Raw genomic sequence first — 16,691 nt, forward strand, 5'->3', positions numbered from 1 at the left:
ATGCCGGTCGGTTTTCTGACCCAGGAGCAACGCGACGGTTTTGGCCGCTATGTCGATGCCCCCAGTCGTGAGGAGCTGGAACGCTACTTCCACCTGAGCGACGACGACCACAAAATCCTCCTACCGCTGCGCGGCGAGCACAACCGCCTTGGCTACGCCACCCAACTGACCAGCATCCGCTACCTGGGCACTTTTCCCGACGACTTTTCAGCCGTCCCCCAAGAGGTGCTGCAAGCGCTCAGTCGCCAGTTAGGCATTACCGATCCAACTTGTATCCTGGCCTATGCCGAAACCCGCCAACGTCAACGTCATGCCGCCGAGATTCAGGAGCGTTACGGCTATCGGGTGTTTGCTGATTCCAGCGTCGGCTTTCGACTTGCCCGCTGGCTGTATGCGCTCTGTTGGACAGGGACAGATCGTCCTGGCGAGTTGTTCAATCGGGCGACGACCTGGTTGCTGACGCACAAGGTTTTACTGCCCGGCGTCACCGTTCTGGAACGGTTCATCGCCCAACTGCGCAGCCGGGTCGAAGAACGCCTCTGGCTAACCCTTGGCCGCAGTGTGAGCGAGGCGCAACGGCAGCAGCTACAGGACTTGCTGCTGGTCGCCGAAGGCAACCGCAGTTCCCGGCTGGATCAACTGCGCTCCGGCCCGGTGATGGTCAGTGGCCCCGCACTGATTCGGGCGCTGCGCCGGCTTGATGACGTGCGCGGCATCGGCATCGCCTTGCCAGCGGCGGCGCACATCCCGCCCAGCCGTATCGCGGCCCTGGCTCGCTTCGCCAACACCGCCAAGGTCACGGCGATCAACCGGCTGCCGGCGTCGCGGCGGATGGCGACACTGGTGGCGTTCGCCCTGTGCCTGGAGGCCACCGCGCACGACGACGCCCTGGAGGTCCTGGAAGCGCTGTTACGCGACCTGTTCAGCAACGCGGAGAAGGCCGACAAGAAAGCCCGCATGCGCAGCCTGAAAGACCTGGATCGCTCGGCGGCGACGCTCGCCGCCGCGTGCAAGGTCGTGCTGGACAGCTCAATCAGCGATGACAACGTGCGCGCCCGGCTGTTCAACGACCTGCCGAGGGCCTCGCTGGAGAAAGCCCTGGAAGATGTCAATGCGCTGATCCGCCCGGTTGACGATGTGTATTTTCTCGCCCTGGAGGCGCGCTACCGCAGTGTGCGCCGTTTCCTGCCCGACCTGCTCAAGCACATCCGCTTCGGCTTCAGCCCGGCCGGCAAAGGCGTGGTCGCCGGCCTGGATTGGTTGCAGCTGAACCTGCCCCGCCGGAAACCGGAGGATGACGCGCCGCAGGAGATCGTGGCCAAGGCTTGGCAGAAGCACATTACCCGCGAGGATGGCTCCCTCGACATGGGCGCCTATGTGTTCTGCACGCTCGATGCGCTGCGCACGGCCCTGCGCCGGCGCGACGTGTTCGTCTCGCCCAGTTGGCGCTATGCCGACCCGCGTCTCGGCCTGCTCGACGGTGCCGAATGGCTGGCGGCGCGGCCGATCATCTGCCGCTCGCTGGGCCTGACCATTGACGCCGGCACCACCTTGGATGCGCTGAGCGCCGAGTTGGATGCGACCTGGCAGGCGGTCGCGGCCCGCCTACCCGACAACCCCGCGATCCAGCTGAGCGAGAACGCCGAGGGCAAGACCGAGCTCTCGCTCGGCACACTGGACAAGCTGGAGGAGCCGAACTCGCTGCTGCAACTGCGAGCAGCCGTGGCTGATCTGATGCCGCGTGTCGATCTGCCGGAAATCCTCTTGGAAATCGCCGCTCGCACCGGCTTCGCCGAGGCCTTCACCCATGTGTCCGAGCGCAATGCGCGGGCCGACAACCTGGTCACCAGCCTCTGCGCGGTGCTGCTGGGTGGGGCCTGCAACACCGGCCTGGAGCCGCTGATCCGCACCGACAATCAGGCGCTACGCCGCGATCGGCTGTCCTGGGTCAGCCAGAACTATATCCGTGACGACACGCTGTCAGTGGCAAACGCCATTCTGGTGGGGGCGCAGAGCCAACTGGAGCTGGCCCAGGTCTGGGGCGGCGGCGAGGTCGCCTCCGCCGATGGCATGCGCTTCGTGGTACCGGTGCGCACCGTGCATGCTGGCCCCAACCCGAAGTATTTCGGCACCGGCCGGGGCGTCACCTGGTACAACTTGATTTCCGATCAGTTCTCCGGCCTCAACGCCATCACCGTGCCCGGCACCCTGCGCGACAGCCTGGTGCTGCTGGCCGTGGTGCTGGAACAGCAGACCGAGTTGCAGCCGACGCAGATCATGACCGACACCGGGGCCTACAGCGATGTGGTGTTTGGGCTGTTCCGCCTGCTCGGCTACCACTTCAGCCCGCGCCTGGCCGACGTCGGCGGTACCCGTTTCTGGCGCACGCGCCCGGAGGCGGATTACGGCAAACTCAACGGCCTGGCCCGGCAGTCGGTCAAGCTCGATCTGATCGCCGAGCACTGGGACGACCTGCTACGCCTGGCCGGCTCGCTCAAGCTCGGCCGAGTGCCGGCCACCGGCATCATGCGCACCCTGCAAACAGGGGATCGTCCCACCCGCCTGGCCCAGGCGCTGGCTGAGTTCGGTCGCATCGAGAAGACCTTGCACACCCTGACCTACATCGACGACGAGTCCAAGCGCCGCGCCACCCTGACCCAGCTGAACCGGGGCGAAGGCCGCCACAGCCTGGCCCGCGCCGTGTTCCACGGCAAACGCGGCGAGCTGCGCCAGCGCTACCGCGAAGGCCAGGAGGACCAGCTCGGCGCCCTCGGCCTGGTGGTGAACATCATCGTGCTGTGGAACACCCTCTACATGACGGCGGCCGTAGAACGGCTCAGGCAGCACGGCTACCCGGTGCTGGAGGAGGATGTCGCGCGGCTCTCGCCACTGATCCACGAGCACATCAACATGCTGGGCCGTTACTCCTTCGCGGTGCCGGAAGAGGTTACCCGCGGCGAACTGCGGCCGCTGCGCAATCCGGACGACGACCAGTAGGTGTAACGGCCTGGGTTCGAAATCGGCCGGGCACCGCACTCGATGCCACTTCCAGCTCAGACGGATTGCGACTGACGGAGTCCTCGGGCTCACGCTTTCTGCGACCAGCAAGAGCCACTTTTCCGGTGCAGCGCGAATTAGCCGTCCTGACGGGTACTGACCTTTTGTGTGCAGGGGTGATCAGGCTCGGATGCCGCCCTCTTATCTGCTCGCGACATGAAACGCTGATAGCACTCCAGGCCACAGAAGTGCACGACATACTCGGAACCTTCCGGCGTCAGTGCGGCGTCAAGGGGAATGTCCTTGCAGCATTCGCAGCAGCTGATGGTGGAGGTGTTGTTTGTGTTCATGATGGGGGTTCCTCCATCGTCCAAGAAAACCTAGCAACGCTTTCCCCCCGTGACTGAGCGCCGATCGACCTGCAGCCTCCCTGCCCAACTCGGCAGTGGTGGTCGCGCCGTGCTCCGAGCGGGTCACGGTCGCTTCCGAAAGGCCTGCAATGCCGCTCGCAGGAAGAGGATGAAGAAAACCGCCAGCACGAGCGTCGCGAGGCTCCACTGCTCGCTGACGAACGCGCCGGCCGCTGTCCCCGAAAGCAGCAATGCCAGCACCGGCAGATGGCAAGGGCAGGTGAGCGCGGCGAGCACGCCCCAGGTGTAAGCACGCCAGCGGAAGACCTTGCTTGACTCAACGTGATCGGCGTTACGCATAGGCAGAACCTTCGCCGGCGCAATGAGTCAGCCCGGCCAGCTGGGTTGCCACTGCGGCTAAGGCCGCCTGCCGTGCCGTGACTAGCCGGAGCAGGCACTCGACGCAGCCGATCAAGTCGGCGCCATCGTCCGCATCGAGCGCCCGGCAGAGCCGTGCCAATTCGTCGAGCCCGATACCAGACTCGAAGGCGGCGCGCACGAAGCGCAGACGCGCCAGGGACCGCTCATCGAAAATGCCGTAACCGCTCTCCGTGCGCCGCGCGGGGTGCAGCAAGCCACGCAGCACATAGTCGCGCACCACATGCACGCTGACGCCCGCGTCCTCGGCCAGTCTGGATATGGTGTAGGCATTCATCACCGACACTCCCGGTCTTCCCCGCAAACTAGGGCGCTCAGATATTTCCTTCCGGCTAGGCGTTCAGGTAGCCAGATGAGCAATGGCGTAACCCCTAGTGCCAGGAGCAACCACAGCCGGGAGTGATACTCGCCGTTTGGGGCAAACCCATAAGCCAGCAGCGCACCCAGCGCGAGCATCAGGAAATACGGCCCGGTGATGTAGCAGTGAAGGCGGCGACAGCGCGCGGCGTTGACCAGGCAGGCGCCGCCCATCACGAGTAGCGCGGCGCTCGCTGCCAGGAACAACGCAGGGCGTCGATCCGCCAGAACAAGCGCTATGGTCGCCACGACGGCAGGCAGCCCCCATAAGCTGATTACCTGCCAGGTCTTGCGCAGGCTGTCGCGACTGCCGAGATCGCTTGCCGTGTCGTTCATGCTTCAACCTCGCGCGCTCATTACCCGGCGCAGCAGGACAGCTGCTTGACGTCCTTGGCGAAGGTTTGCGCCGCGAGCTTCAGCCCCTCGACCATCGTCAGGTAGGGGAACAACTGGTCGGCCAGTTCCTGCACCGTCATCCGCGCCCGGATGGCGATGGCGGCGGTCTGGATCAGTTCGCCCGCCTCCGGGGCCACCGCCTGCACGCCGATGAGCCGTCCGCTACCTTCCTCGATGACCAGCTTGATGAAACCCCGCGTGTCGAAGTTGGCCAGTGCGCGTGGCACGTTATCCAGGGTCAAGGTGCGGCTGTCGGTCTCGATGCCGGCGTGGTGCGCCTCCGCTTCGCTGTAGCCCACGGTGGCCACCTGCGGATCGGTGAACACCACGGCCGGCATGGCGTCGAGATTGAGCTTCGCCTCGCCGCCGGTCATGTTGAGCGCCGCACGGGTGCCTGCGGCCGCCGCCACGTAGACGAACTGCGGCTGGTCGGTACAGTCGCCGGCCGCATAGATATCCGGGGCACTGGTGCGCATGCCCGAGTCGATCTGGATGGCACCGCGTTCGTCCAGCTTCACGCCGGCGCCTTGCAGATTCATGCCTTGGGTGTTGGGCGTGCGGCCGGTGGCGACGAGTAGTCGGTCGGCATGCAGCTCGCCATGATTGGTGCTCAGGATGAACTCGCCGTCGACGTGGGACACCTGGCTGGCTTGCGTGTGTTCCAGCACTTCGATGCCCTCCATACGGAAGGCTGCCGTCAGCGCTTCACCGATGGCCGGATCTTCGCGGAAGAACAACGTGCTGCGTGCCAGGACCGTGACCTTGCTGCCCAGCCGGGCAAAGGCCTGCGCCAGTTCCACCGCCACCACCGAGGAGCCGATCACGGCGAGCCGCTTAGGAATGGTGTCGCTCGCCAGCGCCTCGTCCGAGGTCCAGTACGGGGTGTCCTTGAGTCCGGGAATCGGTAGAACGGCCGGGCTCGCGCCGGTGGCGATCAGGCAGCGGTCGAAGGCGACGATGCGCTCGCCGCCCTCGGCCAGTTCCACGCTGAGCGTGCGGCCGTCCTGGAAACGGGCGGTGCCGCGTACCAGGGTGATCGCCGGCGTGCTCTCCAGAATGCCTTCGTACTTGGCGTGGCGCAGTTCGTCGACACGACCCTGTTGCTGGGCGAGCAACCGCTCGCGCAGGACGGTCAGGCTCGTGGTGGACAGTCCGGCGTCGAACGGGCTCTCGCGCCGCAGATGGGCCACATGCGCGGCGCGAATCATGATCTTGGAGGGCACGCAGCCAACGTTGACGCAGGTGCCGCCGATGATGCCGCGCTCGATCAGGGTGACGCGCGCACCGCCTTCCACCGCCTTGAGCGCGGCCGCCATGGCGGCGCCACCGCTGCCGATGACCGCCACGTGGAGCCTGTCGCCATCTTTCCCGGCGCCAATGCTGCCGCTCAACCAGCCCCGCGCCTTGTCGAGCAGGCCTGAGCGGGTAGGTGCCGTGGCGTCTTCGAACGCCGCTCGATACCCCAGGGCCTCGACGGCGGCCTGCATCTGTTCACGGCTTACGCCCTCGTCGACCTTCAGTTCGGCCTTCCCGCTGGCGTAGGAAACATCCGCCCGATGCACGCCGGGGATCTTCTCCAAGGCCTCTTTCACATGCTCGACACAGGAGGCGCAGGTCATGCCGACGATTTGTAGTTTGGTCATAGTGTTATTCCTTCATTTTGGCGGAGTCGGACAGGACGTCGGGGAGCAACGGCGGTGGGCGGGCGACACGAGATCCCAGATGGACACCCCAAACATGAGGGCCAGGCCGATATAGAGCAGCCAGCCGCTCCGCCAGCCGTGAGCCAGCATCAAATACACCGCTATCAGCACCAGGGCCGGGCCGATCAGGCCAGGCGCAGCGCGTCGCCACTGCCGGTGACTGAACCCGCCGAGGGCATTGACGAGCAGGGCCAGCCCGGCAAATAACGGCAGCAGCGTGGTGATGAACAGGCCTTCCCACTGGCTCAGAAAGCCCAGACCGATCGCGGCCCCCAGACCGGCAAGGGCGGGGAAACACGAGGCACAGCCTATGGCAGAAATCAGCACGCCAACGGACCCGGCTTTGTCACCGATCCGCGTGAACAAATTGAAAGGGTTTGCCATCGGAATGCCCGCCTACTGCTTGACGCTGGACGGGTAGCCGGCGTCCTCGGTCGCCTTAGTCAGCGCCTGGACATTGGTCTTGGCATCATCGAAGGTGACGATGGCCTCGCGGTTCTCATAGCTCACCTCGGCCTTGGTCACGCCCTCGACCTTGGTCAGCGCCTTCTTCACCGTGATCGGGCAAGCGGCGCAGGTCATGCCCGGCACCGCCAGAGTGACGGTCTGCGTGGCCGCCCAGGCAGGTGCGGCGACTAGGGTGGCGAGGGCGAAGGATGCAAGCAGTTTTTTCATGGCGGACTCCTGATCAGTAGAACAAGGGAAGGATGTAGGGGAAGCCGAGCGCGACCAGCACCAAGGCCGTTACCAGCCCGAACAGCAGCTTGTAGGTGGTGCGTACCTGGGGCACGGCGCAGACCTCACCCGGTTTGCAGACTTGAGCCGGGCGGAAAATGCGTCGCCAGGCGAAGAACAGCGCGACTAACGCCGCACCGATGAAGAGCGGGCGGTAAGGTTCCAGCACGGTCAGGTTGCCGATCCAGGCCCCGCTGAATCCCAGTGCGATCAGAACCAGCGGCCCAAGACAGCAAGTCGAGGCGAGAATCGCCGCAAGCCCCCCGGCGACAAGAGGGGCGCGCCCGTTTGATGGTTCAGACATGCATTTCTCCTTTCGAGCATGTGAGCGATGGTTTAAGGTTACTTCCGTAGTCAAGTACGGAGTCAAGCAGTATGGAAAACACTGTGGAAAGCCTGACCATCGGCGCCTTCGCCAAGGCGGCCGGGGTCAACGTGGAAACCATCCGGTTCTATCAACGCAAGGGGCTGTTGCCCGAACCGGACAAGCCCTACGGCAGCATTCGCCGCTACGGCGAGGCGGACGTGGCCCGGGTGAAATTCGTCAAATCCGCGCAACGACTGGGCTTCAGCCTCGATGAGGTGGCCGGGCTGTTGCGATTGGATGACGGCGCTCACTGCGACGAAGCGCGCGTGCTCGCCGAGCAGAAGCTCGAGGATGTGCGGGGGAAACTCGCGGATCTGCGGCGGATCGAGTCGGTGTTGGCGCGGCTGGTTCACGATTGTTGTGCGAGCCACGGGACGGTTTCCTGTCCGCTGATCGTTTCGCTGCAGGGGGAAAAGGAACTGCGCTGACTCCGCGCGTTAACCGAGGATTTCCCGATGCGTGAGGCACCTCCGGGGTCGGCTTGCGCTTGGCAAAACAGCGGCGCTCATTGAGCGCCGCTGAATGGCCAAAGGAGCACTTGCATAGGCCACAGGTTAGTACTGCATCAGCAGCTCATGTTCTACTTTGCAGGCGGACAGCCGGGCTGCGCCTCGACCCGGCCAGCCGCCGTGGCCCCCAGTTGCTCAATCTTCTTGGCGGTTTCCGCCACCAAGGCCGCCTCAGCCTTGTCGCGCATAGCGGCGATTCGCTCGATTGAACGGTCGCTCCCGCTCTCGGCCCATACGGTGGATGACAGCAGAGTCGCACCAACTATCAGCAGTAGTCTTAGGTATTTCATAACAGCCTCCTCTCGGGTTTTCTACCCACGAGCCGACTCTATCTCCGTAGTTAAGTACGGAATCAAGGAGAGATGGAGATGAAGGTCCTGGATTATGGCGCTGAGAGGAAATGGCAGGGCTTAAGTGCACTTTCTGTTCCGTTGCTCCCCAAACCCCTGGAACACGGTGTACCTGGAGCGCGCCACTCAGGGGTTGGTCGAGGTCGGCAAGCCGGTGAACGGTGAGTTGCTGCAATACCTGTCGCCGCTGGGCTGGGAACACATCAACCTGACCGGCGATTACGTCTGGCGGCAGAGCCGCAGGCTGGAGGACGGGAAGTTCAGGCCGCTACGGTTGCCCGGAAAACCTTAGCGTACGATTTTTTCCGAATTCTGCGGGCTCCCCAACATCAGTTCCTGCTCAACGAAGCTCCACACCCTTTGCCCGGCTGGAGACGCTGGCTCATCGGGCAGGTCAAACGCTATTTCGGCACGCGGATAGGTAGTAAACATGGCACCCCCTAAAATGAACACTATAGATTGTAGCCCTATAGGGCTCGATAGCGCTTCATCGTTCCTTTTGTGGGAACGGAAAATTGGAACTCAACATCGCCTTCGGCCAGGCGCTCAAAAAGGTTCGAGCCAGTAAAAACCTCACGCAAGAGGATTTTTCTACAGTGAGCAGCCGTACGTATCTCAGCTCGCTGGAACGAGGCCTGAAAAGCCCTACGCTGGAGAAAATCAATCAACTCGCTGGAGCCCTTAAGGTGCATCCCCTCACGATCCTCGTCGCTACCTACATCGGTAGAGACGACCATCAAGACGTTGAACGTCTTTTTCAGACGATCAGGGATGAACTGGCCGAGGTAACCTCTCTTGAACACCTATCCCAACGAAGCTAAAGCGCCGCTAAGTGAGCAAGTGGGGAAGGGTAGAGGGAGGGCACCGTCGACACGATGCTTCCACAACACTTCTCTAGCACCAACAAAAGCATAGAAAGGCCTACTGGTAGATCCCAAACTCGACTCGTCCCAAGTAGTCTTCGATCTTGCCGATTTTTTTATGCCTCGGCTTGCCAACGATCCGTTCGATGACCTTCGACGATGCATAGAGCTTGGAGGTCGAGACCATGGCACGGACGTCTTGGAGCGTGAAACCTTCTTTCGCCAGCAAGAAAATGCTGAACTGGCTTAGCTCATCGATTCTGGCTTGAGTCAGATACTCGGTTGGTTTTCGGACCTGGTGGCCTGACGCAGGCATTTGCGCATCATGAGAATCCATAGGGTTCACTTGTGACGTTGGGTGACGGATGAAGACTAGGTCTAGTCAATTCTAGATGGATTCAACGTGCAAGACATAAGGGCTGAAAGCAGCCCCTAGGGCGAGGAAATTTCAAAATTGAGAATTTTAGGGCGAGGCTGTTCTAGATTTCTACGAATTAGGCGTGGGTGCGTGCGAGTTTCGCAAGGAAAGTCTCGAATTTCCGCATTCGCGAGACAGGATCGTGAAAATGTCCAGGCACAGGCACACAAGACAATACTCAATTTAACATAATATACATTATGCGAACCTTCGTATGCAGCCATCACTCCGTGAGGTGGACAGATTGAAACCATCCGCAGACCTGAAAACCCTCACCGCCCTCATGCAGCCTTCGAGCCGAGGCTTTGGTCGAATCGCAACAGATAGCCATCAGGATCGAGCACCAGGAAATTGAGTTGCCCGTGCAAACGGTCATTGTCGCGGTACCAGCGCTCCTGGACGGGACTGCGCAACTGATGCCCAGCGCTCTCGATCGCCAGCGCCAGGTGCTTGATGTCCGGGCATTTTCAATGGGCAAATCTCCTTTCAAAGGCTCGATAATGCGGGACCGCCCTGAACGCATCAAGTCACGCGCACTGCATCAACCAGCGAGATACCCATTTCACCGGCAGCATCACTCCACAAAGCCTTTCCAGTTATCCAGATACTTGATGAACGCATCACCCAGGCCTTGCTGCTTCAGATGCGCTTTGCTCACGGGGGTTTGCGGAGACCTGTAACCCGGATTGGCCTGTATCTCGCTGATGAAGTCTTTGTTCAAGATGGCCGAGCGACCGATCATGATGAAATCGAGGCCATGCTCGAAGACGCCCATCAACGTGGGTACATTCATCACTTTCCCCGAGGTGCCGATTTTCACCGAGGTCCCGGCAAGGCGACCGAATACTTCCAGCATCTTCTGCCCTTCGAAGGGACCTGACTCTACGGTTTTTTGCACATCCCACGGCACAAGGTCGAGGAAGTCGATTTGCTGCTTGTCTACCAGCATCTGGCAGATTTGATAAATATCCTCGAACGTTTGCCCATAGCGCTCGAAGGACAGGCGCACACCGATCTGGAAGTCAGGATGGCAACGCGCCCTGATGCCATCAATAATTTCAAACATCAGCCGAACGCGATTATCGAGGGATCCGCCATACCTGTCCGTCCTGCGGTTCAATGTGGGCGAAAGAAACTGAGTGAGCACCCATCCGAAGGCGCCATGCAGTTCGACACCGTCGAAACCTGCTCTTTCTGCCCTTGACGCCGCGCTGATATAGGCGTCCCTCAGCGCTTCCACCTCCGACAAGGTCATTGCCCGGGTGTTGTATTCTTCAATGTCGGACGGGCCCAGGTTCTGTTGGTCGCCATTGAACTGCGCACGCATTCCCGCATGGTGCAGTTGAACCGACGACACGCCGCCATGGGCTCGAATGATGTCTGCAATCTTGCGTAATCCCGGCTCGTGCCTGTCATCGTAAATGCCAAGCTGCCTGTTGAATGCCTTGCCATTTTCCATGACATGGGCTGCGCAGGTCATCACCATGCTGTATCCGGCACGGGCACAGGTTTCTATCCAGTCGAAATCATCCTGCGACGCAGTACCGTCATCGTGACTTTGTTCTGTCGTTAACGGCGCCAGCAATATACGGCTCTTCAGCGCAGGGCCTCGGGAGAAATCGAGGGGTGTGAAAACAATGTTGTCCATACCATTCGCTCAGCATTTAAATATGAGAATACGATCAATTGAATTTGAACCGCTGCCAGCGTAAAGCAGCCCGATCGCCTTCTCTATATGCGCCACCTGGAATAGACTATTGCCGTCGGCGATGGTAATCGTGCGACAATAAATAGTGCTCGAAGCCGCCGCAGGTCGGCCCCACCACCCTGCCCTTGCATGAGTCCAAAAAAATAACTCAACTAAATAACCATTTAGTTGAGTTATATGAATGATCTCGATGCCCTGCTCCATTGTGAATGTCACGCCGGTCTCGGCCAGCGTGACATTCACCAATGTCCTTACGGCTTGTTGGCCAACGCCGCACTCACCGCATTCACGAACACGGCCTGTTCGTCATACAGCGAACTGGGCGACTCGGCATTCTTCCAGGTCGACCACTGCACCACGACCAGACGCTCCTTGGGGTTGATCGCGATGCTCTGGCCGAAGATCCCCAGTGCCCAGAACGTCTGGCCACCCTGCGCCGGACTTGCGGGTACCGCCTTAGCCGAAGGTGCCGGGTCGTTGTACCACCACTGGTAACCGTACTGGCCTTTCGGCGCGGCCTCGGTGACCGAGCCTTTGGCCTGGGTCCATTGCGTCGAGCGTGCGATCCAGTCGTCCGGCAGCAGTTTCTCGCCGTCCGGCAACTGTCCGCCGCTGGCCACGAACTGTCCGAAGCGTCCCCAGTCGCGCAGCGTGGCATTGAAGCCATGGCCGCCCATGTCGACCTTGCCCGGCACCAGCGCATGCCAGACGCCCGGCTGCTCCATGCCATAACGGCTCCACAGGTGGCTTTCCAGATACTGGGCGATGGTCATGCCGGTGGCATTTTCCAGCACCCTGCCCACCAGCCAGGCACCACCGGTGTTGTAGGACCAGACCTCGCCCGGTTTCACCCCCGGCTTGCGCTTGACCGACTTGACCAGCGTCAGCACGCAGGCGTACGGGTCAGGCTTGGCTTCACACTGGGTCATGTGGGAGAAGTCCGAATCCTTCGAGGCGTAGTTCTCGTCCCAGGTGACGCCGGAGGTGTGCTGCATCAACTGGTGCAAGGTCACCTCCTGCCATTCGCTGCCCACCAGCTCCGGTACATAGCGGCTGATGGGGTCATCCAGCGAATGGATCTTGCCTTCCTTGACCGCCATGCCGATCAGCACGCTGACCACCGATTTGGCGACCGAGCGCGAGGTCCACAGGGTCTGCGCGGTGTTGCCCTGGGCATAGTGCTCGTAGGCGATCTTGCCGTCCTTGATCACCAGCAGGCCGGTGACGCTCTGGTTGGCCAGGTAATCGGCCAGGTTGTGCTGCTTGCCGCCCAGGCTGTAGTGCACATCGGTCAGGGGCTGGCTGGCGGCTGGCAAGGGGAATGGCGTGGCGCCGCGCGGGGCGAACACGTCGCCTTCGTACATTCGATAGGTGTTGCGAAAGCCCACGACCCGCGCGGCCTGGTCCCAGGTCAGCATGTCCTTGGCCGCAGGAAGGCTCTGGTCGAATGGCTGCGGGCACTGGGTCAGACCAGGGACGCCGCAGGGAGACGGGGTAGCAGCCTGTGCCAGGTTGGCCATGGCGCCAGTCAGCGCCAGTACCGAGAGCCCCATGAGCGACTGTTTTATTATGGGTGTTGCGAACATCGTCGACTCCTCGAAGGGCGCGAAATTGCGCCATCTCGAGTCTCGACAACTTGAGTCGCGGGGAAAAGCTCAATAAATTTGCCTCTGCTGATACAAAAACTAATAGCAGACGAGGTGTTTCCATGGCGATCGACCGCTTGCCACCGCTCAACGCAGTCCGTGCTTTCGAGGCAGCAGCGCGGCTGGGCAGCTATGTCGCGGCGTCCCAGGCGCTGCATGTGACGCAACCGGCAATTGGCCGCCACGTGAAGAACCTCGAAGACTGGCTGGGTATTCGCCTGCTGGAGCGCACCTCCCGCGGCGTGTCGCTGACGGTGCCCGGCGCACGCTATTACCAGGCGGTGGCCCAGGCCCTGCAACTGCTGGCCGACGCCGGCAGCGAGGTCGGCCGCCGTGATGACGAGCGTTGGTTGCGCATTCTCTGCGGCCCCGCCTTCGCCTCGCGCTGGCTGACGCCGCGTATCGAAGTGCTGCGCTGCCTGCGCCCGGACCTGCGTATCGCCATCGAGCCGGATGCTTCGTTCACCAGCGTCGAGGCGCGCCGCGCCGATCTGGCCATTGCCTATGGCCTGCCTGGCGAAATGTCCGGTGTGCGCGAGGTGCTGCTGCGCCCGGAACTGTTTCCCGTGTGCTCGCCCGGGTTCCTGGCGCAGTTGCCAGCGCCGCCGACGCTCGAGCAACTGCCCTCCTCGCGCCTGATCCATGTCGACGATGGCGCCTGGTGGAACAGCTGGTTCGCGGCCATGGGCCTGCGCGTCAAGGTCAAGGCGCAGACCTCGCACCTGAGCAACGACATCGCATTGACCCTGGCCCAGCGCGGCCAGGGCATCGCCCTGGCCAACGAAGTGCTGGTGGCGCGTGAACTGCAGGAAGGCAGCCTGGTGCGCTGCACCCCTGCTGCGGCTGCGCTGGAGAGCTATCAATTGCTGACCCCACCCCATCCGCCCAGCGACGATGCGCTGTGGTTCATGACCTGGTTCGCCGAAGCCCTGCGTGACAGCGCAGGCTCGCCCTGCCCTGCCCTCAGGCCTGCAACGGATTGACCAGTTCCAGCACGAAGTCGAGAAACGCCCGCACCTTGGCCGGCAAGTGATGCCGCGACGGGTAGAAGGCGTACAGCGGGAATCGTTCGTCAGGCCAGTCTTCGAAGATGTCCAGCAGGCGCCCCTCGGCCAGCAGCAACTCGCTGCCGAGCGCCATCACCTGGGCGATCCCGTAGCCGGCGAGGCAGGCGCTGTGCAGGCTGCCGACATCGTTGACCAGCAGTTGCCCGCGGGTGTCGACCACCACACGCTCGCTGCCGCGATGAAACTCCCAGGGGAAAGGCTGGCCAGTCTGTGGATCGCGAAACTGGATGCAGCGATGCTCCAGCAGCGCCTGCGGTTGCGCCGGCCGACCGAAACGCTTGATATAGGCCGGTGCGGCGACCGTGAGGATACGGGTGTCCAGCAGCTTGCGCGCCACCAGGCTGGAGGCCCTGGGTTCGCCAAAGCGGACGGCCAGGTCGAAGCCGTCAGCGACCATGTCTCCCAGGCGATCGCGGGTGATCAGCTCCAGCTCGAGCTGCGGGTGCGCCTCGAGAAATCCGCCCAGCCGTGGCCCGAGGATCAGCCGGGCGAAGAACGGGTCGACATGCACCCGCAGGCGCCCGCGAACCCTCGTCGCACCTGCGGTTACCGAGCTGGCGGCTTCATCCAGTGCCGTCAGCAGCGGCACCACTTGCTCGTACAGTTGGCGGCCCTCGTCGGTCAGGGTGACCGAGCGCGTGGTGCGGTCGAACAAGCGGATGCCCAGCCGCCCTTCCAGGCGGGCCAGCGCACGGCTGACTCCAGGCTGGGACATGTCCAGCACCTCAGCCGCTGCAGCGAAGCTGCCGCTGTCGGCGATGGCGACAAAGACACTCATGCCGCTGAGGCTGCGTTCGTCGAAATGCATATTGATGCCAAAGGGTCATTTATCAAATGACATTCATGTTATCGGTTAATCAATAAGCCCGCCATAGACTGGCCTCGAACGCGGCACAACGCCGCCCGCACTCGGGAGTTTCACACCATGTACGTCGTTACCGGTATCACCGGCCAGGTCGCCAGCACCCTGGCACGCACTCTGCTCGCTGCCGGCCAGCCAGTGCGTGCCGTGGTTCGCGATGCCGCCAAGGGCGAGCCCTGGCAGGCACAGGGCTGCAGCGTTGCCATCGCCGACATGCACGACCGCCTCGCGCTGACCGAGGCCTTCACCAATGCAACCGCGGTGTTCGTACTGCTGCCACCGAACTTCGATCCGGCCCCGGATTTTGCACAGACCCGCGCAGTCATCGCCAACCTGCACGCGGCATTGGTGGCCAGCCAGCCAGAGCGTGTGGTGTGCCTGTCCACCATCGGTGCCCAGGCCAGCCAGCCCAACCTGCTTTCACAACTGGGCGAGATGGAGCGCGTGCTCGGCCAACTGCCGATGCCTGTAACCTTCCTGCGCGCGGCCTGGTTCATGGAAAACAGCTTGTGGGATATCGCCCCGGCGCGGGATGAGGGGGTATTGCACAGCTTCCTGCAACCTTTGGACAAGCCAGTGTCGATGGTCGCCACGGCCGATGTTGGCCGCGTGGCGGCGCAGCTGCTGCAGGAACACTGGCAAGGCGTACGGGTGGTCGAACTGACCGGGCCGCACGCGGTGACGCCGCTGGAGCTTGCCGCCACGCTCGGTCGGGTATTGGGCCGTGACGTCCAGGCGCAGGCGGTGCCGCGCGAGACGTGGGAGGCGCTGTTCCGCGAGCAAGGCATGCACAACCCCACCCCGCGCCTGCAGATGCTCGACGGCTTCAATGCTGGCTGGATCGACTTCGAGGGGGAACCGCGGCGGGCAGGCACCGACCTGCACACCGTCTTGACCGGGTTGGTCGAGCGCGCCTGAGGCAACCGCTACGGCTTTGCGTATCGTACCGTGATACGTACTACGAATCCTGACTCAGCTCAGCCCACCAAAGCGCCGGTGAAAACTTTCACTGGCGTCGGGCAGCGGCCCGTCTGCCGTCTCCAAGGTATCGTTGAGCCAGGCTTCCGCCCTGGGCGATACCAGTCGATAGAGGTTGCGGCACAACTGGCGCGCCGCACGCCCCTCCCAGTCGCCTGGCAGCAGTTCGTCAGGCAACTGCGGATCACGCAGCAGCAGGCGGCGATATTCGTGGATCAGCAAGGTGCGCGCGAGGAAGCAATCCTGCGCATCGAGCGTCTCCTGCTCGCGCAGCGCCTGCCACAGCGGGCGGAACAGGCGGATGAACTCGCTGTAGTGCTGGCCCAGCTCCTCGATACCCCAACTCTCCCGGACCTGCGCACGCATGGCCTTGGAGGCGAGGATTTCCTGGGCGTGGGTCTCGAAGACGATGCTGTCTTCCTCGGCGTCCTGCTCGCGCAGGGTGGCGTGCAGGTCAGCCCGGTCGGCGCGCGGGCAACCCAGCACATTGGGCGCCATCACACCGAAGCCCTGCCACTCCAGCTCCTCGCGCACCGCCTTGCGCCTGGCACTGTCCAGCTGCGACAGCAGCACCAACGTCCAGGCACCATCCCAGGCCGGCAGGTTTGCGCTGTAGACGCGCTTGAAGGCCTTTTCGAAACGGCGCCGACCGGTGCCGGTGAGGCTGTAGTAGCTGCGTCGACCGACTTTCTCGGCGGTCAGCCAGCCTTCCTTGGTCAGGCGGAAGATAGAGGTGCGGATCAGCCGCTCATTGATGCCGAAGGGCTCGAGCAGACCGATCAGGCTACCCAGCCAGACCGTGCCGCCATGCGGCTCGATGGCGTCACCATACAGGGTGATGATCAGCGAACTGGCGCGGATCGGGGTCTGTTCCTGGAAGCGGGTGATCAGGTGATTCAGGGGTGCAAGGCTGCTCATGGGGGAACTGGGCGCAGGGAAAGCCCCGA

20 protein-coding genes and 1 pseudogene are annotated in these 16,691 nt (G+C 62.7%); 6 read left to right on the forward strand and 15 right to left on the reverse strand.

The genetic code is table 11. From position 1 onward, the window contains the following. Positions 1-2,997 carry a Tn3 family transposase gene (locus AC1TXO_RS13705; RefSeq protein WP_004574519.1) on the forward strand — a complete coding sequence of 999 codons (2,997 nt, stop codon included), beginning with the start codon at positions 1-3 and terminating at the stop codon, positions 2,995-2,997. Between the two features lie 137 nt (positions 2,998-3,134). Here the strand turns inward: AC1TXO_RS13705 and AC1TXO_RS13710 are convergent, their stop codons facing one another. The 8 genes from AC1TXO_RS13710 to merT form a co-directional block, all read right to left on the reverse strand. After that, a complete protein-coding gene (locus AC1TXO_RS13710; protein ID WP_004574520.1) occupies positions 3,135-3,347 on the reverse strand; it encodes a DUF3330 domain-containing protein in 213 nt (70 codons plus the stop codon). Between the two features lie 123 nt (positions 3,348-3,470). After that, positions 3,471-3,707 carry a broad-spectrum mercury transporter MerE gene (gene merE / locus AC1TXO_RS13715; protein ID WP_004574521.1) on the reverse strand — a complete coding sequence of 79 codons (237 nt, stop codon included), beginning with the start codon at positions 3,705-3,707 and terminating at the stop codon, positions 3,471-3,473. After that, on the reverse strand, positions 3,700-4,062 hold the full coding sequence (merD, locus tag AC1TXO_RS13720) for a mercuric resistance transcriptional repressor MerD (RefSeq protein WP_004574522.1): 363 nt from the start codon (positions 4,060-4,062) through the stop codon (positions 3,700-3,702). The genes merE and merD overlap by 8 nt, the downstream gene beginning before the upstream one ends. Further along, positions 4,062-4,478 carry a hypothetical protein gene (locus AC1TXO_RS13725; protein ID WP_004574523.1) on the reverse strand — a complete coding sequence of 139 codons (417 nt, stop codon included), beginning with the start codon at positions 4,476-4,478 and terminating at the stop codon, positions 4,062-4,064. Before AC1TXO_RS13725 ends, merD begins: the two co-directional genes overlap by 1 nt. A 20-nt stretch (positions 4,479-4,498) precedes the next feature. Next, a complete protein-coding gene (gene merA / locus AC1TXO_RS13730; RefSeq protein WP_004574524.1) occupies positions 4,499-6,181 on the reverse strand; it encodes a mercury(II) reductase in 1,683 nt (560 codons plus the stop codon). 12 nt (positions 6,182-6,193) lie between these two features. After that, positions 6,194-6,625 (reverse strand): organomercurial transporter MerC, encoded by a 432-nt coding sequence (gene merC, locus AC1TXO_RS13735; protein WP_004574525.1) that lies wholly within the window; start codon positions 6,623-6,625, stop codon positions 6,194-6,196. Between the two features lie 12 nt (positions 6,626-6,637). Then, positions 6,638-6,916 carry a mercury resistance system periplasmic binding protein MerP gene (merP, locus tag AC1TXO_RS13740; RefSeq protein WP_004574526.1) on the reverse strand — a complete coding sequence of 93 codons (279 nt, stop codon included), beginning with the start codon at positions 6,914-6,916 and terminating at the stop codon, positions 6,638-6,640. A gap of 13 nt (positions 6,917-6,929) precedes the next feature. After that, positions 6,930-7,280, reverse strand: coding sequence for a mercuric ion transporter MerT (merT, locus tag AC1TXO_RS13745; RefSeq protein WP_004574527.1), 351 nt, complete (start codon positions 7,278-7,280; stop codon positions 6,930-6,932). A gap of 71 nt (positions 7,281-7,351) precedes the next feature. Between merT and merR the strand changes: the two genes are divergently transcribed. Next, a complete protein-coding gene (gene merR / locus AC1TXO_RS13750) occupies positions 7,352-7,771 on the forward strand; it encodes a mercury resistance transcriptional regulator MerR (RefSeq protein WP_004574528.1) in 420 nt (139 codons plus the stop codon). Between the two features lie 152 nt (positions 7,772-7,923). Here the strand turns inward: merR and AC1TXO_RS13755 are convergent, their stop codons facing one another. Further along, positions 7,924-8,142 carry a co-regulatory protein PtrA N-terminal domain-containing protein gene (locus AC1TXO_RS13755; RefSeq protein ID WP_004574529.1) on the reverse strand — a complete coding sequence of 73 codons (219 nt, stop codon included), beginning with the start codon at positions 8,140-8,142 and terminating at the stop codon, positions 7,924-7,926. Positions 8,143-8,299: 157 nt separating this feature from the next. Between AC1TXO_RS13755 and AC1TXO_RS13760 the strand changes: the two are divergent. Continuing rightward, positions 8,300-8,494, forward strand: a pseudogene (locus AC1TXO_RS13760) (Tn3 family transposase); the annotation flags it as partial. A gap of 223 nt (positions 8,495-8,717) precedes the next feature. Beyond that, a complete protein-coding gene (locus AC1TXO_RS13765; RefSeq protein ID WP_079279989.1) occupies positions 8,718-9,023 on the forward strand; it encodes a helix-turn-helix domain-containing protein in 306 nt (101 codons plus the stop codon). A 100-nt stretch (positions 9,024-9,123) separates the two neighbouring features. On the opposite strand, the gene AC1TXO_RS13770 is transcribed toward AC1TXO_RS13765, so the two are convergent. From AC1TXO_RS13770 to AC1TXO_RS13785, 4 genes are all read right to left on the reverse strand, one after another. Continuing rightward, positions 9,124-9,402, reverse strand: coding sequence for a hypothetical protein (locus AC1TXO_RS13770; protein ID WP_447481651.1), 279 nt, complete (start codon positions 9,400-9,402; stop codon positions 9,124-9,126). Positions 9,403-10,057: 655 nt separating this feature from the next. After that, positions 10,058-11,131 carry an NADH:flavin oxidoreductase gene (locus AC1TXO_RS13775; protein ID WP_486402276.1) on the reverse strand — a complete coding sequence of 358 codons (1,074 nt, stop codon included), beginning with the start codon at positions 11,129-11,131 and terminating at the stop codon, positions 10,058-10,060. Between the two features lie 9 nt (positions 11,132-11,140). After that, positions 11,141-11,434, reverse strand: coding sequence for a hypothetical protein (locus AC1TXO_RS13780; RefSeq protein WP_486402277.1), 294 nt, complete (start codon positions 11,432-11,434; stop codon positions 11,141-11,143). An 8-nt stretch (positions 11,435-11,442) separates the two neighbouring features. After that, positions 11,443-12,777: a serine hydrolase domain-containing protein gene (locus AC1TXO_RS13785; protein ID WP_486402278.1), complete on the reverse strand. Its 1,335-nt coding sequence runs from the start codon at positions 12,775-12,777 to the stop codon at positions 11,443-11,445. A 122-nt stretch (positions 12,778-12,899) separates the two neighbouring features. On the opposite strand from AC1TXO_RS13785, the gene AC1TXO_RS13790 reads away from it, so the two are divergent. After that, positions 12,900-13,820: a LysR substrate-binding domain-containing protein gene (locus AC1TXO_RS13790; RefSeq protein ID WP_486402279.1), complete on the forward strand. Its 921-nt coding sequence runs from the start codon at positions 12,900-12,902 to the stop codon at positions 13,818-13,820. On the opposite strand, the gene AC1TXO_RS13795 is transcribed toward AC1TXO_RS13790, so the two are convergent. Continuing rightward, complete coding sequence (locus AC1TXO_RS13795) at positions 13,801-14,712, reverse strand: LysR substrate-binding domain-containing protein (protein WP_486402280.1); 912 nt, start codon at positions 14,710-14,712, stop codon at positions 13,801-13,803. The two genes, AC1TXO_RS13790 and AC1TXO_RS13795, sit on opposite strands and share 20 nt — an antisense overlap. Positions 14,713-14,829: 117 nt before the next feature. Between AC1TXO_RS13795 and AC1TXO_RS13800 the strand changes: the two genes are divergently transcribed. Beyond that, positions 14,830-15,684, forward strand: a complete 855-nt coding sequence (locus tag AC1TXO_RS13800) for an NmrA family NAD(P)-binding protein (RefSeq protein WP_486402281.1) — start codon at positions 14,830-14,832, stop codon at positions 15,682-15,684. Positions 15,685-15,738: 54 nt separating this feature from the next. On the opposite strand, the gene paaX is transcribed toward AC1TXO_RS13800, so the two are convergent. Continuing rightward, positions 15,739-16,662: a phenylacetic acid degradation operon negative regulatory protein PaaX gene (gene paaX, locus AC1TXO_RS13805; protein WP_486402282.1), complete on the reverse strand. Its 924-nt coding sequence runs from the start codon at positions 16,660-16,662 to the stop codon at positions 15,739-15,741. Positions 16,663-16,691: the final 29 nt, after the last annotated feature.

It is taken from the genome of Pseudomonas sp. FA117 (assembly GCF_057370475.1).

Coding starts and splice junctions, on each gene's coding strand:
- AC1TXO_RS13705 (WP_004574519.1), top strand. CDS start 1: ATGCCGGTCGGTTTTCTGACCCAGGAGCAACGCGACGGTTTTGGCCGC.
- AC1TXO_RS13710 (WP_004574520.1), bottom strand. CDS start 3,347: ATGAACACAAACAACACCTCCACCATCAGCTGCTGCGAATGCTGCAAG.
- merE (WP_004574521.1), bottom strand. CDS start 3,707: ATGCGTAACGCCGATCACGTTGAGTCAAGCAAGGTCTTCCGCTGGCGT.
- merD (WP_004574522.1), bottom strand. CDS start 4,062: ATGAATGCCTACACCATATCCAGACTGGCCGAGGACGCGGGCGTCAGC.
- AC1TXO_RS13725 (WP_004574523.1), bottom strand. CDS start 4,478: ATGAACGACACGGCAAGCGATCTCGGCAGTCGCGACAGCCTGCGCAAG.
- merA (WP_004574524.1), bottom strand. CDS start 6,181: ATGACCAAACTACAAATCGTCGGCATGACCTGCGCCTCCTGTGTCGAG.
- merC (WP_004574525.1), bottom strand. CDS start 6,625: ATGGCAAACCCTTTCAATTTGTTCACGCGGATCGGTGACAAAGCCGGG.
- merP (WP_004574526.1), bottom strand. CDS start 6,916: ATGAAAAAACTGCTTGCATCCTTCGCCCTCGCCACCCTAGTCGCCGCA.
- merT (WP_004574527.1), bottom strand. CDS start 7,280: ATGTCTGAACCATCAAACGGGCGCGCCCCTCTTGTCGCCGGGGGGCTT.
- merR (WP_004574528.1), top strand. CDS start 7,352: ATGGAAAACACTGTGGAAAGCCTGACCATCGGCGCCTTCGCCAAGGCG.
- AC1TXO_RS13755 (WP_004574529.1), bottom strand. CDS start 8,142: ATGAAATACCTAAGACTACTGCTGATAGTTGGTGCGACTCTGCTGTCA.
- AC1TXO_RS13770 (WP_447481651.1), bottom strand. CDS start 9,402: ATGGATTCTCATGATGCGCAAATGCCTGCGTCAGGCCACCAGGTCCGA.
- AC1TXO_RS13775 (WP_486402276.1), bottom strand. CDS start 11,131: ATGGACAACATTGTTTTCACACCCCTCGATTTCTCCCGAGGCCCTGCG.
- AC1TXO_RS13785 (WP_486402278.1), bottom strand. CDS start 12,777: ATGTTCGCAACACCCATAATAAAACAGTCGCTCATGGGGCTCTCGGTA.
- AC1TXO_RS13790 (WP_486402279.1), top strand. CDS start 12,900: ATGGCGATCGACCGCTTGCCACCGCTCAACGCAGTCCGTGCTTTCGAG.
- AC1TXO_RS13795 (WP_486402280.1), bottom strand. CDS start 14,712: ATGCATTTCGACGAACGCAGCCTCAGCGGCATGAGTGTCTTTGTCGCC.
- AC1TXO_RS13800 (WP_486402281.1), top strand. CDS start 14,830: ATGTACGTCGTTACCGGTATCACCGGCCAGGTCGCCAGCACCCTGGCA.
- paaX (WP_486402282.1), bottom strand. CDS start 16,662: ATGAGCAGCCTTGCACCCCTGAATCACCTGATCACCCGCTTCCAGGAA.